The following is a 13,090-nucleotide window of genomic DNA, read 5'->3' as shown; positions in this document are numbered from 1 at the left end:
AACAGGATGAACCCATGAAGACTTGCCTTGTGGTCGATGATTCCGGCGTCGTGCGCAAAGTCGCGCGACGCATGCTGGAAGACCTGTCCTTCAGCGTGACCGAGGCAGCGAACGGCCAGGAGGCCCTCGCGGCGTGCGACAACGCCTTGCCGGACGTCATCTTGCTGGACTGGAACATGCCCGTGGTCGATGGCCTCGGCTTCCTCACGCAATTGCGGTCGCGACCGGCGGGTCTGGTCCCGCTGGTCATCTTCTGTTCGGCCGAGAACGATCTCGATCATATTTCGACGGCGATCGCCGCCGGCGCGAACGAATACATCATGAAACCCTTCGATTTCGATCTGCTTCGCGAGAAGCTGCAGGAAGTCGGCGCATTGGAAAAGGCAGTGACATGAGCCCGCAGCCGCTGACGCCCTCGGGGACCCCGCCGGTCGGAGGACCCATACGCGTGATGATCGTCGACGATTCCGTGTTCGTTCGCGGAATCATTTCCAGTTGGCTCGATGGCGACAAGAGCTTCGAGGTGGTCGCCACCCATTCCAACGGCAAGCGGGCGGCGGACGACGTCGTGCGCACGGCGCCCGATGCCATCATCCTCGACCTTGAAATGCCGGAGATGGACGGCCTCACCGCCCTGCCGCTGATCCTGGAGCGCAAGCCCAATGCCGTGGTTCTCGTCGCCTCGGCGCTGACCCGGCGCGGGGCCGAGATCAGCATGAAGGCGCTGGGTCTCGGGGCCGCCGATTATCTCGCCAAGCCCAATGCGGACCGGGGCAGCATCGCGGCGGAAGAGTTCCGCTCCGAGCTGCTCGGCAAGTTGCGCGGGCTCGTGGATCGCGCGCGCCGGCGTGGCGCATCCGTGGCCAGCGTCGCCGCCGCCCCGCCGCCGCGGGCCATGACGGCGCCTGCGCCTGCCCCCGCGCCTGCGGCCGCACCGGCTTCGCCCGCGCCGGCCCCCAGGGCGCCGGCATCCCCGGCCGCCCTGGCCTCGCCCCCGGCGCCGGCGCTGGCGCGCCCAGCCCTTTCCACCGCAACCCCTGTGGTCGGTGTGGGTGCACCGCCGAAGACGGTGCGCAAGCGGCCCTATTCCATGTCGCCCGTGGAAATTATCGCGGTCGGCAGCTCCACCGGCGGGCCGCAGGCTCTGACGCGCATTTTCAGCGATTTCGGCGCCGCCATCGCCAATGTGCCGGTGGTGATCGCCCAGCATATGCCGCCCACCTTCACCGCCATCCTGGCCGAGCATGTGGGGCGCGCAGCGGCCCGCACAGCCGCCGAGGGCGTGGACGGGGAGGTCCTCAAGCCGGGCCGGATCTATATCGCGCCTGGCGGCAAGCACATGCTGGTCGCCAAGTCGGGTGCGGATACCGTGATCCGCCTGTCGGACGGGCCGGCGGTGAATTTCTGCAAGCCGGCGGTTGATCCGCTGTTCGACAGCGTGGCGGCGATCTACGGCAGCCACGTACTCGCCATCGTGCTGACCGGCATGGGCAGCGACGGGGCGAAGGGCGCGGGCGTGATCGCCGATGCCGGCGGCAGCGTGATCGTGCAGGATGAGGAATCCAGCGTCGTCTGGGGCATGCCGGGGGCAACCTATGCGGCCGGCAACGCGAGCGAGCTGATCTCCGTAAACAATATCGGCGCGAAGGTCACGCGCCTGCTGATGGGGGGACGGGCATGATCTCGGCAGTCGATTTCGAATCTGTTTCCAGGTTCTTGAAGCTTCATTCCGGGCTGATCCTTGGAGTCGACAAGCAATATCTATTGGAAAGCCGCCTGCTGCCCCTGCTGCGGAAGTTCGAGCTCGCCGATTTCGCCCGCCTCGCGGCGATCGTACGCGAGCAGCCGTCCGGCCTCATCGCCGAAGCGGTGCTTGAAGCGATGACCACCAATGAATCGCTGTTCTTCCGCGACAAGTCGCCGTTCGAGCACTTCACCAAGATCATGTTGCCGAAGCTCAACGCGACCCGCGGTCCTGGCGATGCGCTGCGCATCTGGTGCGCCGCCGCCTCCACCGGGCAAGAGCCCTATTCCATCGCCATGACGCTGCTCGAGAACCCGCACCTTACGGGCGGGCGCCGGGTGGAGATCATCGGCACCGACCTTTCCAGCGAAGTGCTGGAGCGTGCGCGCTCGGGCCGCTACACCCAGTTCGAGGTTCAGCGCGGCATGCCGGTGCAATTGCTGCTGAAATATTTCGAAAAGGACGGCGACAACTGGCAGGTGAAGCCGAAGCTGCGCTCCATGGTGGACTATCGCAAGCTGAACCTGCTGCATAACTTCAGCAATCTCGGCGTGTTCGACATCGTGTTCTGCCGCAACGTGCTGATCTATTTCGACGCCGCCACCAAGCGGGACATCCTCGGCCGGATCGCCCGCGTGACCCGCCCGGATGGGTATCTGCTGCTGGGCGGCGCGGAAACCGTGCTGGGGATTTCGGATGCGTTCCGGTCGGTGGCCTCGCAGACCGGATATTATGTGCCGAACGTGCCGGCCATGGCCGGCGCTTAGCGCCGGTCTCGAGCGGGAGCGCCGGTGAGAGAAAGGGCGCCCCCGGGGCGCCCTTTTTCGTTCGCCTCGGCTGGGATTGCGGTTTAGGGAAAGGCCCGACTTGCCTCGCGCTCGCCCTCCGCCTCGCCGGTCTTGTCGCGCGGCGCGGCGGGGAGGGCGATGGTGAACACCGCGCCGGTTGCGTCATTCTCCACGCTCAGCGTGCCGCCGTGGTCGCGGATGATGCCGAAGCTCACGGAAAGGCCGAGCCCGGTGCCCTTGCCGACCGGCTTGGTGGTGAAGAACGGCTGGAACACCTTTTCGATCACCGCGTCCGGAACGCCGCCGGCATTGTCCTTCACGCGGATGCAGATCATCTGCTTTGCGCCCTCCGGCCGGCATTCGGAGACCGACAGCTCGATGGTATCGAGCCCCTGGTCCGCACCGTCTCGCGCGCGCTTCTCGTTGATTGCGTCGGCGGCGTTCTGGAGCAGGTTGATGAGCACCTGTTCCAGCTGGTCCTGGCGGCACATGACCGACGGTGTGGGGCCGTTGCCGAGCACCTTCACGTTGATATTCTGCAGCCGCAGCTGCGCGCCGACCACCTGAAGCGCGCCCTCGATGGATTCGGTCGGCTCGGAGGGCGTGAACACCTCGTCACTGGTCCGGCCGAAAATGCGCATGTGGTCGATGATCCGGCTCATGCGGATGGTCTGCTGGAGGATCCGGTTGAGCTTGGATTCCATATGTTCGTGCGAGAGGCCGCGCCGCAGCCCGGTGAGGGCGTTCGCCGCCGCGAGCCGGATCACGCCCAGCGGCTGGTTGATTTCATGGGCAAGCCCGGTCGCGACCTCGCCGAGGGAGGCGAGCTTCGACATCTGATAGAGCTTGTTGGCCTCGATGCGTTGGGAGGTCTGGTCGAGCGCGAACACCACCACCTCCTCCGGCGCGCCGGGATTGGCGCCGGGCCGGATCGGCTCCAGCGGCGCGATCACCACCTGGACCTCGTATTCCTGGCCCTCGCGCGTGAAATGCTCGAGACTGAGCAAAGGACGACGCAGCATGGAAAGGGTGGCGCGGAAGGTATCGGTGGAGACGAAATCCACCATCAACTCGGCGATCACTGAGTCCTCGTCCTCTCCCACCTGCGCCACCCCGTCCACCGTGACATGGATGACGCATACCCCCGGCACCCGGCCGATGGCATGGAGAAACATCACCTCGCGCTGGCGCGCGCTGGCCTCGATGGCGCCGGTGCGCACCTTGTCCTGGAGCTGGATATAGCGCGCCGCGATCACCGCCACGGCCGCCAGCATCAGGAACAGGCCGATGAAGGTGACCCAGATCACATGGCGGAAATCGTTCGTCTGCGCCCACACGAACGCTTTATCGAACGCCACCACGACGATGATGGGATAGCGGGGCGAGCGCACGAAATAACCGATGCGGTCGATGCCGTCGATGACGCTGCTGGTCTCGTACGTGCCCTCGTTCATGGTCAGCATGCGCTTGAAGGTCGGGCTGCCGGAGACATCGCCGCCGAAGCTGGTGTTGGCGCTGGCGCGCGCCCGCACGATGCCGTCGAACCCGATCAGCGCGATCAGGGCATTGGGCTCGGTGCGCACGCGGCTGTAGAGATTGAGGAATTCCTGGATGTTGAAGGACGCCACCACCACCCCGGCGAAGCTGCCGTCCTCCGCGTGCAGGGCGCGGGTGAACTGGATCGTCCATTGCTTGGAGACCCGGCCGAGCACCGGCTTGGAGATGAACATGCTCTCCCCGGAGCTGCCATCCATGTGCACGCGGATATGTTCGCGATCGGAAAGGTCGAGCTGGGGCAGGGCATAGTCCGGCTCCTCGGAGCTGGTTGCGACCAATTTGCCGTTACGGTCGACCACGCTCAGCAGCACGATGGAATTCGGCAAGTTGAACGCGCGCACCGCTTGATAGACCTGCTGCCGGTTCCATTTGGTGGAGAATTCCCGGTCGAAATTCAGCAAAGCCGCGTCGATGGGCGCGACCGTCTGCTCGAAGCTGTTGAGCACCAGATAGGCATTGCGCTGCGCCAGCTCTCGAAATTCTTTGACCTCCGCATTGTGGTGCAGCGTGAACAGAAGGATCGCCCCCACCAGGGTGATGGAGGCGAGCAGCATGATCGAGCCCAGGATCAGCAGGGCGCGACGTCCGAAGGTCAGGGCCGGCAAGAGTTGGGGAATGGGGCGCACGCCCTCAGCCCTTTCTACCGTTTTCGCCGACCGTCAGGACACGGTTCAGCACCCGCTGAAGGTCTTCCATCACCAGTGGCTTCGACAGGCAGGCCTCCACGCCGGCGTTGACCGCCCGCGAAATGTCCTCGGCGGAGGCATGGCCGGTCATGACGATGAATTTGAACGCGCGCTCCGGATATCGGTGCTGGATTTCGTTCAGCAGGCGAATGCCGTCCAGATCGGGCATGCGGATGTCGGTGAGCACCACGTTGACGTGCGGATGCGTGTCGACGAGCTCCAGCGCCTGCGCCGCGCTGCGGGCAGAATGAGCCTTCAGATCGTCGAACCCCAAGGCCTCGATCAGTTCGTCGAGATATTCGGGCTCATCGTCCACGATCAGCAGATGGGACATGTTCTCACCGCGCTCGGCCGCCCATCGGGTCGTCCCCTTTGGCGAACCGCACCTGTGGTTCATCGCCGCCGGAACCGGCAAGTGGAACCAAGGTCAGCGAGCACGCGCGGCGCTGTCAGGTCAAGGCGAGATGCTTCCGCTTTGGAAGCATTGCCGCCGGCGGCATCACCGGCGGCACGCACGTCACGCGGGCCGGCTGTCCGCGAACACCGGGCAGCGGGCGGAAAAGCGCTCCAGCCAAGCCACCAGCTGCGGATGGCCCTCGCGCCAGGTGCCGGGGAGACGGAAGTCCAGATATTCGAGCGCACACGCGAGCGTGATGTCGCCGACATTGGGCTCGCCCTCGCTCGGCAGGTCGGCTTCCAGCGCCGCGAGCGCGCGGGTGACCTTGCCGGCCTGGATCTGGACCCAGCTTTCCACGCGCTTGTCGGCGCTGCGGTAGCGGCCTTCATAGACCTGCAGCAGGGCGGCATCCATGATGCCGTCCGCGAGCGCCTCGAGCCGAAGGGCCGTGAAGCGCGCCTCCGCATCTTCGGGCAGGATGCGGCCGCCGCCGGCGACATGGTCGAAATAAGCCAGGATCACCGGAGAATCGAACAGGGCCGGCCCGTTCTCGCGCAGCAGGACGGGGATTTTGCCGAGCGGGTTCTGCTGGCGGACGGTGTCGTCCGCATTCATCGTATCGGCCGTTTCCAGCTCGAGCGGGAGGCCGAGATGGGCGGCGGCGACGCGCGCCTTGCGGGCGAAGGGCGAGGACGGCGAGTAACGCAGGCGCATGAGGCTGGCTCTTCTGGCGTGAGGATCCCGCAGCAGAGCTAAACCCCTTTGCCATATGCGAGAAGGGGCCTCCCGCATTTTTTCGCATGGAGCACGCGCAGGGCGCGCACTCAGCGTTCGGGCACGATCCAGGAGATGCGGGAGCGGCCTTTGCCGTCATGGGCCAGCAGCGGCGCGAGCGCGGTGAGGATGACGCGCATCTCGTCCGCAAGCGTGAAGGGCGGATTGACGATGATGAGCCCGCTGCCGGAAAGGGCCGTGGTGGTGCGCACCTCGGCGAAATCCAGTTCCACCCGTAGCGTCTTGGGCAGGCCGACCTGGGCCACCTCGCGGCGGAACGCGTCCACCGCGCGCAGGTCTTTGATGGGATACCAGAGCATCAGGATGCCGGTGGCGAAACGCTCGTGGAACGTGGTGAGGGCGCCGACGAGGCGCTGAAACTCGCCGCCTTCCTCGAACGGCGGGTCCACCAGCACCACGCCGCGCCGCTCGCGCGGGGGCAGATGGGCGGCGATGGCGTTCCAGCCGTCCTGCGACAGCACTTTCACGCGCGGATCGTCGCCGACGTTCTTTTCCAGCTTCGCGCGCTCTTCGAAATGCAATTCGGAGAACAGGAAGCGATCCTGCGGCCGGGCGAGCGCCATCGCCAGCGCCGGGGAGCCGGGATAGCGGCGCGCGCCGGCATAGGTGCGCAGATGGCGCACCGCGTCGAGATAGGGCGCCAGCAGTTCGGCCGCCGGGGCGGGAAGGTCGGCTTCCAGCACCCGTTCGATGCCGGCTTCCGCCTCGCCCGTGCGCTGCGCCGAGGCGCCGCCGAGATCGTAGAGCCCGGCGCCCGCATGGGTATCGAGCACGCGATAGGGCGTGTCCTTCTTGTTGAGATAAGCAAGCACGCGGGCGAGCGCGGCATGCTTCATCACGTCGGCGGCGTTTCCCGCATGGAAGGCGTGGCGATAATTCATCGGCGATACGTCATGAGCGGCGTCGGCTTTCCCTGCGCCCTATCGCGCGGAAGGCACCCGAACAGGGGGAACCTGCACGGGAGGAACCTCCAGGGAGCGCCCGGCCCGGCATCCCCGCCGGTCCGCTTCGGGACAGGGCCGAAATGTAAGGTCCTTGCTGAAGCAAAGGCGCACTTCGCGCAAGCGGTTGGCGCCGCAATCGACGGCGATCATCTCATGGGTCAGGCCAGGATTGGCGGCGATGAAGGCCTTTTCCACCTCTGCGGGGGTCACGGTTGCGGCCTGAGCGGGGGCGACGAAGGCCGCCGGTATGATGATTTTCTCGCGTGCCGCCCGCAGCTTGGCGAAGAAGGCATCGGGCGCAAGGCCGGAGCAGGTGCCGTGCCGGCGCCATTCGTGGATCACCAGGCCGCGGCTCGGCATCAGGTCCTGGATGCCGTTGAGCGTCTCGGTGGGAATGTAGGGCGCCGGGTTCTGGCAGGATTGGGGATAGCCGCGCTCGTTCTGCGGCCACAGGCCGTGAACGATGAAGCCGAACGGCCGGCCGGCGCGGCATTGGGCGCCGTCCGCGCGGGTCTGTTCCGCGCAATAGGTGGGCGACCAGGACAAAGCGAGAATGTAGAAATCAAAAGCGCCGGGCGTGCCCGGCGTCTCGGCCCGCGCCGCTCCCGCAGCCGCGAGCAGCAGCAGCGCGGCGGCGCAGAAGCGTCGAATCACGGACGGGCCATCTTGCAGCCGGGGGCATAGGCCATGTTGCGATCCAGCCCGCTGACGCACCATTCCACGCCCCAGGTGTAGCCCTGGAAGCTCGAGTCCTCGATGATGGAATAGTCGATCTGGTGGATCTTGTTATCCGAGAGCACCACCTTGGCGGTGCAATAGCGGCGCGGCTGGAACGCCTCGCCCCAGGGGCGGTAGGCGGTTTCGCGCACGTTGGAATAAGACACGATGTTCAGCGGCGCGTTCCAATACATGCGCTCGGTTTCGGCGAAGCGCATGGAGATGGTGCCGAGCGCCAGCGGCTCGGTGCAGGCGGGAAGGTTGCCGCTATAGCTGTCGTTGGGCAGCCAGAAATTGTCGAGAATGCTCGCAGCCTTGGCAGGCACTCCAACGGCGAGACCGGCCAACAGGGCCGCGATCCCGGCAAAAGCCCGCCCGCTGCGCATCGTGCGACCCATTCCCACTCTCCCGTCACTTCAATCCGATATTTGGCGGGACGATGGAACCGGCGCTTGTCCCGGTCAAGCGCAGCGGAGACACACCCCGGCGAAAAAGCGTTCGGCCGCCATCCTTGTGCTGCGAAATTCCGCCATCATGCCGCCTCGGCCAAATTGCGCGCCTATCCGGGCGCGGTCACGCTCCCGTAGCGTCAATGAAATGGATGCCCGCATGTCGCACGCCCGCTTCGCCCCCGAGATCATCGGCGCATCGCAAGCGGTGAAAGGGGCCGCCGGGAGCCTGGAGCGGTTCGAGACCGGGCGCGAGGCGGCGCTGCGCCTGCGGCCGGACCAGCCGGTCTATTGCTTCCGCCCCTCGGTGCTGCGGGCGGATGCGCGCGCTTTCCTCTCCGCCTTTCCCGGCAAGACCGCCTATGCGGTGAAGACCAATGGCGAGCCCATGGTGCTGGAAACCCTCGCCGGCCTCGGCATCGCCGCCTTCGACGTGGCCAGCCCGGCGGAATTTGCCGCCGCCCGTGCCGCGGCGCCGCGGGCCGAGCTGCTTTATATGCACCCGGTGAAGGCGCAGTCGGATATCCGCCTCGCCTTGGAGCGCTACGGCATTTCCGTGCTGGCGCTGGACCATGAGGACGAGGTCGCCAAGATCCTGCGCATGGTCCGGGCGCTCGATCTCGACCCGACGCAGATCACCTTGTTCGTGCGCATCGCCAGCAAGGGGGAGGCGGCCTACGAACTCTCCAAGAAGTTCGGCGCCGCCCCCATGCACGCGGCCGAACTGCTCCAGCGCATCCACCACATCGGCTTTCGCTGCGGCATCGCCTTTCACGTGGGCAGCCAGATGGTGGATCCCACCACTTATGAGCGCGCCATCGCAACCGCCGCCGAGGTGCGGGACATCGCCAAGGTGCCGATCGCGGTGCTCGACATCGGCGGCGGCTTTCCGGCCCATTATGCCGAGGACCCGCGCCGCCCGGCGCCCGTGCTGCCGCCCTTGCCGGACCTGATGGGCACCGTGCTGGACGCGGTGAAGCGCCATGGCTTCGCCGATACGCCCCTGGTGGCGGAGCCGGGGCGCGTGATCGTCGCGCGCGCCTTTTCGGTGATCGTGCGGGTGCTGCTGAAGAAGGGGCAGCGGCTTTATATCAACGACGGCATCTGGGCCTCGCTGTCGGACAGCTGGACCGGCAAGATCCTGCTGCCGGCGCGCCATATCCCCGATCCCGCCCGCCGGCGGCGTGCCGGTTCCTCGGACAAGGTGGTGCCGTTCCGCATCTATGGGGCCACCTGCGACAGCGTGGACGTGCTCTCGCGCCCCTTCTATCTGCCCGAGAGCATCGACACCGGCGACTGGATCGAGATTGGCCATATCGGCGCCTATTCCCTCTCCCTGCGCACCCATTTCAACGGCTTCTACCCCGACACCTTCGTGGAGGTCGCGCGGCCGTTCGAGGCGGATGGAATTGTGGCGGGCTTCGCAGAGCCCGAGCGACGGGCGAACGTAGAGGAAGCTTGAACGCGACACGGCCGAAATCGGCGCAATGGCAACAAAATGCCGACCGATTTCATGGTTAATCCTGCGTCATCCGACTGTTCCTACAGACATTGATGCCGCCCCGCGGGGCGTGCATGGAGATCGCCATGGCCACGGCCCTGCGGGATGGTGTGCGTCAGCTTGAGACGACGGCGCGCATCTGCTTGATGGTGCTTGCCCTTGCAAGCGGTGTTTATACCTATATCGGCGTGCGGGACCTGCTGGACGGCGGCGCGACGGCGGTGTTCTTTGCGGCGATCATCTATTCGGTCGCGGTGTCGGTGGGCATCTATGCCTTCTGGACCTTCATGATGCGCTTCCTGCCCCATGTGGAGGATGCGGCGAGCCGGGCCCTGATGTTCGGCGCCATGGCGCTGGGCTCCTTGATGATCGTCGCCATGTGCTCGTGGCTGAACGCGAGCGCGCTGGCAGGCTCCGCCGCCATCGAGCAGCACATGGGCCGGGCGATCGAGGATTATGACCGCGCGCTGGAGGAAAATCACGGCAAGGCGCTGGCCGCGCAGGGCTTGGCGCCGGATATCGCCATGGCGGCCGCGCGCTTCTCCCAGCTGGCGGATGCCGAACGCACCGGCTCGCTCACCGGCACCACCGGCTCGGGCACCGTGGTGCAACTGCTGACGCAGATGGCGAGCCAGCTCGGAGCCCTTTCGAAGGAGGTCGCGGCCTCCGGCGACAAGGTGAAGGAGGCCTATGACCAAGGCGCCAAGCATCTTGCCACCATGCGTGAGCTGGCCTCCGGCTCGGGGCGCGTGACGCCGCGCGCCGATGCGTTCGGCGGCGAGGCGACCGCGCTCGCGGGCGTGCTGACCGCGCTCCAGCAGGCCTCCATTGCGCCGGCGGTGAAACGCGCGGCCACCGATTTCGCCTCGGGCTTCATCGCCCCCGCCGCCGATGGGCGCTCCCCCGATGTGGTCGGGCGGCAGAACGAGGTGGTGGGCCGGGTGCAGGGGGCGGTGGCGGCGCAGTCGAAGGCGCTCGCGGGCGCGGCGGACAAGGTCATCCAGATGCCGGCTTACGTGCCGCCGCGCTTCGCGCACATCTCGCCCGCCGAAGCGGTGCTGCGCTATGCCTCCGATTTCATCCCGAGCTGGGCGGGCGCCATCTCCATCGACCTGCTGCCGGCGGTGCTCGTGTTCATCCTGTGCATCGTGCACGCCAGCCTGCGCCGCGAGGGCCAGCCCCAGGCGGGAGCGGACACCATGACCGCCGGCGAGCTTCTCGCCGCCCTGCGCATGGCTCGTGCGGTCGAGCTGGCGCATGCGGATTTGCGCGCGCCGCTGGTTCCGGACCTTGCCGCCACGCCGGCCGCGCCGCAGCGCGCTGAAATCGCCGAACCGGCGGAGGCACCCCATGCCGAGATGTCCCGGCCGGCCGCGCCGCAACCCGTGCAGCCGCCCGAGCCTGCGGACGAGGAAAAGGTGACGACCTTGCACGGCCACGGCCTGCGCCCCGCCAAGCGGGACTGATCGCCATGACTCCGGCCGTCTTTCTTCAGGCGCTGCGCGATTGGCGTCAGCGCCCCGACGATGCGCTGCTGCATCTGCTGTTCGCGGTGCTGCTGATCGCGAGCGGAGCCATGCTGGTGCAGGATTTCGGCCAGCTGCGCAAAGCCCAGGCCGCGCTTTCCGCCCCGGCTCCGGGGCAGGTGGAAGCGCCGCCCGCAACCCCCCTCGGCCCGGCGCGGGAGGGCGGGCCGGAGGCGCCCGCCGCCGACGGCACGCTCAACGCGCCCATGACGTTCGATCTCCAGAGCGACGGCCGCCTTGCTGCGACCGGCACCATCGCGCCCGGCACGGCGGCCCTGTTCGTGGCGGAGGTGGAGAAGCGTGGTTCCTATGTGAAGACCGTGGTGCTGCGCTCGCCCGGCGGTTCGGTTCAGGATGCGCTCGCCATGGGCCGGCTGATCCGCGCCAAGGGATTTGCCACCGAAGTGCCGGCGGGTGCCTATTGCGCCTCCTCCTGCCCGCTGGTGTTCTCCGGCGGCGTCGAGCGGCGGGTGGGGAAAAAGGCGGCGCTCGGCGTGCATCAGGTCTATGGCGCGAGCGTGCCGGCGGGGGCCGCGCCGCCCGACGGCATGGCGCAGGCGCAGCGGGTCTCGGCCGAATGCCAGCGCTATCTGCGCGACATGGGGGTGGATCTGGAAGTGTGGCTGCGCGCCATGGAGACGCCGAAGGACAAGCTGTTCTATTTCACGCCCGAGGAAATGGCGCGGCTGAAACTCACCACGCCGGCCCTCGTGCCGCTTGCGAACCCGGCGGCGGCGCCTGTGCCGCCGCGCGGTTAGGACTGCACCTCCCGTCACAGCCGAAGGAGGCGGGGGCGTTTCCCCTCGCCTCCGCGCGCCGCTTCTCTCCCGTGGGCCTATGGAGTCTGGTATGCCACCTCTCCCCCTCGGGGAGAGGTCGGCCGCGCAGCGGACGGGTGAGGGGGCACGGGCAAGGCGGGTGAGGCCCCACCCCTCACCCCAGCCCTCTCCCCAGCGGGGAGAGGGGGCCGATGGTTCCGCCCGCAACGCCGCATCTCCCGACGCGGAGCGGGCCAGGCGCTCACATATAGAGCTTTTCCTTCTCCAGCCCGGTGTAGAGCGAAGCGACATATTCGCCATAGCCGTTATAGAGCAAGGTGGGACGGCGCTCGCCGGTGGCGATGTCCTTCTCGGTCGCCTGGCTCCAGCGCGGATGGGAGACGGCGGGATTCACATTGGCCCAGAAGCCGTATTCCGCGCCCTGCACCACTTCCCAGAAGCTCTTCGGCCGCTTGTCCACGAACGAGACCTTGACGATCGCCTTGATGGACTTGAAGCCGTATTTCCAGGGCAGGGCGAGGCGCAGCGGGGCGCCGAACTGGTTGGGTGCCGGCTTGCCATAAATGCCCGTGACCATGAAGGCGAGGTCGTTGGTGGCTTCCTCGATCGTCACCCCTTCCACATAGGGCCAGGGATAGAAGCGGCCATATTGGCCGGGCGCCACGTCGCGGTCGAGGAAGGTCTCGAAGCGCACATATTTCGCCCCGCTCAGCGGCTTGGCGTAATCCACCAGCGCCTTCAGGGGAAAGCCGGTCCAGGGTACGGCCATGGACCAGGCTTCCACGCAGCGGTGGCGATAGAGCCGCTCCTCCAGGGGCATGGCCTTGAGCAGGTCGTCGATGGCGACATCGCGCGGCTGCTCCACGAGGCCGTCGATATGCACCGTCCAGGGGCGCACCTTCAGCTTGGCGGCGGCCTTGGCGACATCGTAATTGGTGCCGAACTCGTAATAATTGTTCAGCGTGCTCGCCGCGGCCTCGGGAGTCACCGGGCGGTCGAGCGTATAGGTGGGATTGCGCTTGGCGGGGTAGAGGCTGGCCGAAGGATCCGCCGGGCCCGCGCTCTGCGCGGCCGCGAGGCTCGGAAGCACCCCGGCGCCGATCAGTCCTGCGCCCGCGCCAAGGAGCGCGCGCCGCGAGAGAAAGACGCTTTCGGGCGTCGCCTGGCTTTCGGGGATTTCCCAGCCGCGTTTACGTCGAATGAGCAT

General features: G+C 67.0%; 13 protein-coding genes. 6 read left to right on the top strand and 7 right to left on the bottom strand.

The features are described from left to right. The first annotated feature begins 14 nt into the window (after positions 1 to 14). Genes V5F78_RS11425 through V5F78_RS11415 form a run of 3 tightly spaced genes read left to right on the top strand, consistent with a single transcriptional unit; the run spans position 15 to position 2,511 of the window. A complete protein-coding gene (locus V5F78_RS11425; protein WP_394068000.1) occupies positions 15 to 395 on the top strand; it encodes a response regulator in 381 nt (126 codons plus the stop codon). Further along, positions 392 to 1,681, top strand: coding sequence for a protein-glutamate methylesterase/protein-glutamine glutaminase (locus V5F78_RS11420; protein ID WP_394068002.1), 1,290 nt, complete (start codon positions 392 to 394; stop codon positions 1,679 to 1,681). The genes V5F78_RS11425 and V5F78_RS11420 overlap by 4 nt, the downstream gene beginning before the upstream one ends. Continuing rightward, a complete protein-coding gene (locus V5F78_RS11415) occupies positions 1,681 to 2,511 on the top strand; it encodes a CheR family methyltransferase (protein ID WP_394068502.1) in 831 nt (276 codons plus the stop codon). Before V5F78_RS11420 ends, V5F78_RS11415 begins: the two co-directional genes overlap by 1 nt. Positions 2,512 to 2,594: 83 nt before the next feature. Here the strand turns inward: V5F78_RS11415 and V5F78_RS11410 are convergent, their stop codons facing one another. From V5F78_RS11410 to V5F78_RS11385, 6 genes are all read right to left on the bottom strand, one after another. Then, positions 2,595 to 4,715 (bottom strand): ATP-binding protein, encoded by a 2,121-nt coding sequence (locus V5F78_RS11410; protein ID WP_394068004.1) that lies wholly within the window; start codon positions 4,713 to 4,715, stop codon positions 2,595 to 2,597. A gap of 4 nt (positions 4,716 to 4,719) precedes the next feature. Then, positions 4,720 to 5,109, bottom strand: coding sequence for a response regulator (locus V5F78_RS11405; protein ID WP_394068006.1), 390 nt, complete (start codon positions 5,107 to 5,109; stop codon positions 4,720 to 4,722). Between the two features lie 183 nt (positions 5,110 to 5,292). Continuing rightward, positions 5,293 to 5,886 carry a glutathione S-transferase N-terminal domain-containing protein gene (locus V5F78_RS11400; RefSeq protein WP_394068008.1) on the bottom strand — a complete coding sequence of 198 codons (594 nt, stop codon included), beginning with the start codon at positions 5,884 to 5,886 and terminating at the stop codon, positions 5,293 to 5,295. 110 nt (positions 5,887 to 5,996) lie between these two features. Further along, positions 5,997 to 6,848 (bottom strand): 23S rRNA (adenine(2030)-N(6))-methyltransferase RlmJ, encoded by an 852-nt coding sequence (locus tag V5F78_RS11395; protein WP_394068010.1) that lies wholly within the window; start codon positions 6,846 to 6,848, stop codon positions 5,997 to 5,999. 39 nt (positions 6,849 to 6,887) lie between these two features. Then, entirely contained in the window at positions 6,888 to 7,565 is a 678-nt protein-coding gene (locus tag V5F78_RS11390) for a ribonuclease T2 family protein (protein WP_394068011.1), read from the bottom strand. After that, positions 7,562 to 8,026, bottom strand: coding sequence for a hypothetical protein (locus V5F78_RS11385; RefSeq protein ID WP_394068013.1), 465 nt, complete (start codon positions 8,024 to 8,026; stop codon positions 7,562 to 7,564). Before V5F78_RS11385 ends, V5F78_RS11390 begins: the two co-directional genes overlap by 4 nt. 280 nt (positions 8,027 to 8,306) lie before the next feature. Between V5F78_RS11385 and V5F78_RS11380 the strand changes: the two genes are divergently transcribed. The 3 genes from V5F78_RS11380 (at position 8,307) to V5F78_RS11370 (ending at position 11,862) form a co-directional block, all read left to right on the top strand. Continuing rightward, complete coding sequence (locus V5F78_RS11380) at positions 8,307 to 9,539, top strand: type III PLP-dependent enzyme domain-containing protein (protein ID WP_394068503.1); 1,233 nt, start codon at positions 8,307 to 8,309, stop codon at positions 9,537 to 9,539. Positions 9,540 to 9,664: 125 nt separating this feature from the next. After that, on the top strand, positions 9,665 to 11,044 hold the full coding sequence (locus V5F78_RS11375) for a hypothetical protein (RefSeq protein WP_394068015.1): 1,380 nt from the start codon (positions 9,665 to 9,667) through the stop codon (positions 11,042 to 11,044). A 5-nt stretch (positions 11,045 to 11,049) separates the two neighbouring features. Continuing rightward, positions 11,050 to 11,862 carry a COG3904 family protein gene (locus tag V5F78_RS11370; protein WP_394068017.1) on the top strand — a complete coding sequence of 271 codons (813 nt, stop codon included), beginning with the start codon at positions 11,050 to 11,052 and terminating at the stop codon, positions 11,860 to 11,862. A gap of 262 nt (positions 11,863 to 12,124) precedes the next feature. Here V5F78_RS11370 and msrP read toward each other — a convergent pair whose 3' ends face one another. Then, positions 12,125 to 13,090, bottom strand: a complete 966-nt coding sequence (gene msrP, locus V5F78_RS11365; protein WP_394068019.1) for a protein-methionine-sulfoxide reductase catalytic subunit MsrP — start codon at positions 13,088 to 13,090, stop codon at positions 12,125 to 12,127.

It is taken from the genome of Roseixanthobacter glucoisosaccharinicivorans (assembly GCF_043195095.2).
Taxonomy (GTDB): Bacteria; Pseudomonadota; Alphaproteobacteria; order Rhizobiales; family Xanthobacteraceae; genus NCEH01.
Note: the sequence above shows the minus strand (reverse complement) of the source record. Positions and strands in the feature narration are given on the sequence as shown.

Coding starts and splice junctions, on each gene's coding strand:
- V5F78_RS11425 (WP_394068000.1), top strand. CDS start 15: ATGAAGACTTGCCTTGTGGTCGATGATTCCGGCGTCGTGCGCAAAGTC.
- V5F78_RS11420 (WP_394068002.1), top strand. CDS start 392: ATGAGCCCGCAGCCGCTGACGCCCTCGGGGACCCCGCCGGTCGGAGGA.
- V5F78_RS11405 (WP_394068006.1), bottom strand. CDS start 5,109: ATGTCCCATCTGCTGATCGTGGACGATGAGCCCGAATATCTCGACGAA.
- V5F78_RS11400 (WP_394068008.1), bottom strand. CDS start 5,886: ATGCGCCTGCGTTACTCGCCGTCCTCGCCCTTCGCCCGCAAGGCGCGC.
- V5F78_RS11395 (WP_394068010.1), bottom strand. CDS start 6,848: ATGAATTATCGCCACGCCTTCCATGCGGGAAACGCCGCCGACGTGATG.
- V5F78_RS11385 (WP_394068013.1), bottom strand. CDS start 8,026: ATGGGTCGCACGATGCGCAGCGGGCGGGCTTTTGCCGGGATCGCGGCC.
- V5F78_RS11375 (WP_394068015.1), top strand. CDS start 9,665: ATGGCCACGGCCCTGCGGGATGGTGTGCGTCAGCTTGAGACGACGGCG.
- V5F78_RS11370 (WP_394068017.1), top strand. CDS start 11,050: ATGACTCCGGCCGTCTTTCTTCAGGCGCTGCGCGATTGGCGTCAGCGC.
- msrP (WP_394068019.1), bottom strand. CDS start 13,090: ATGCTCATTCGACGTAAACGCGGCTGGGAAATCCCCGAAAGCCAGGCG.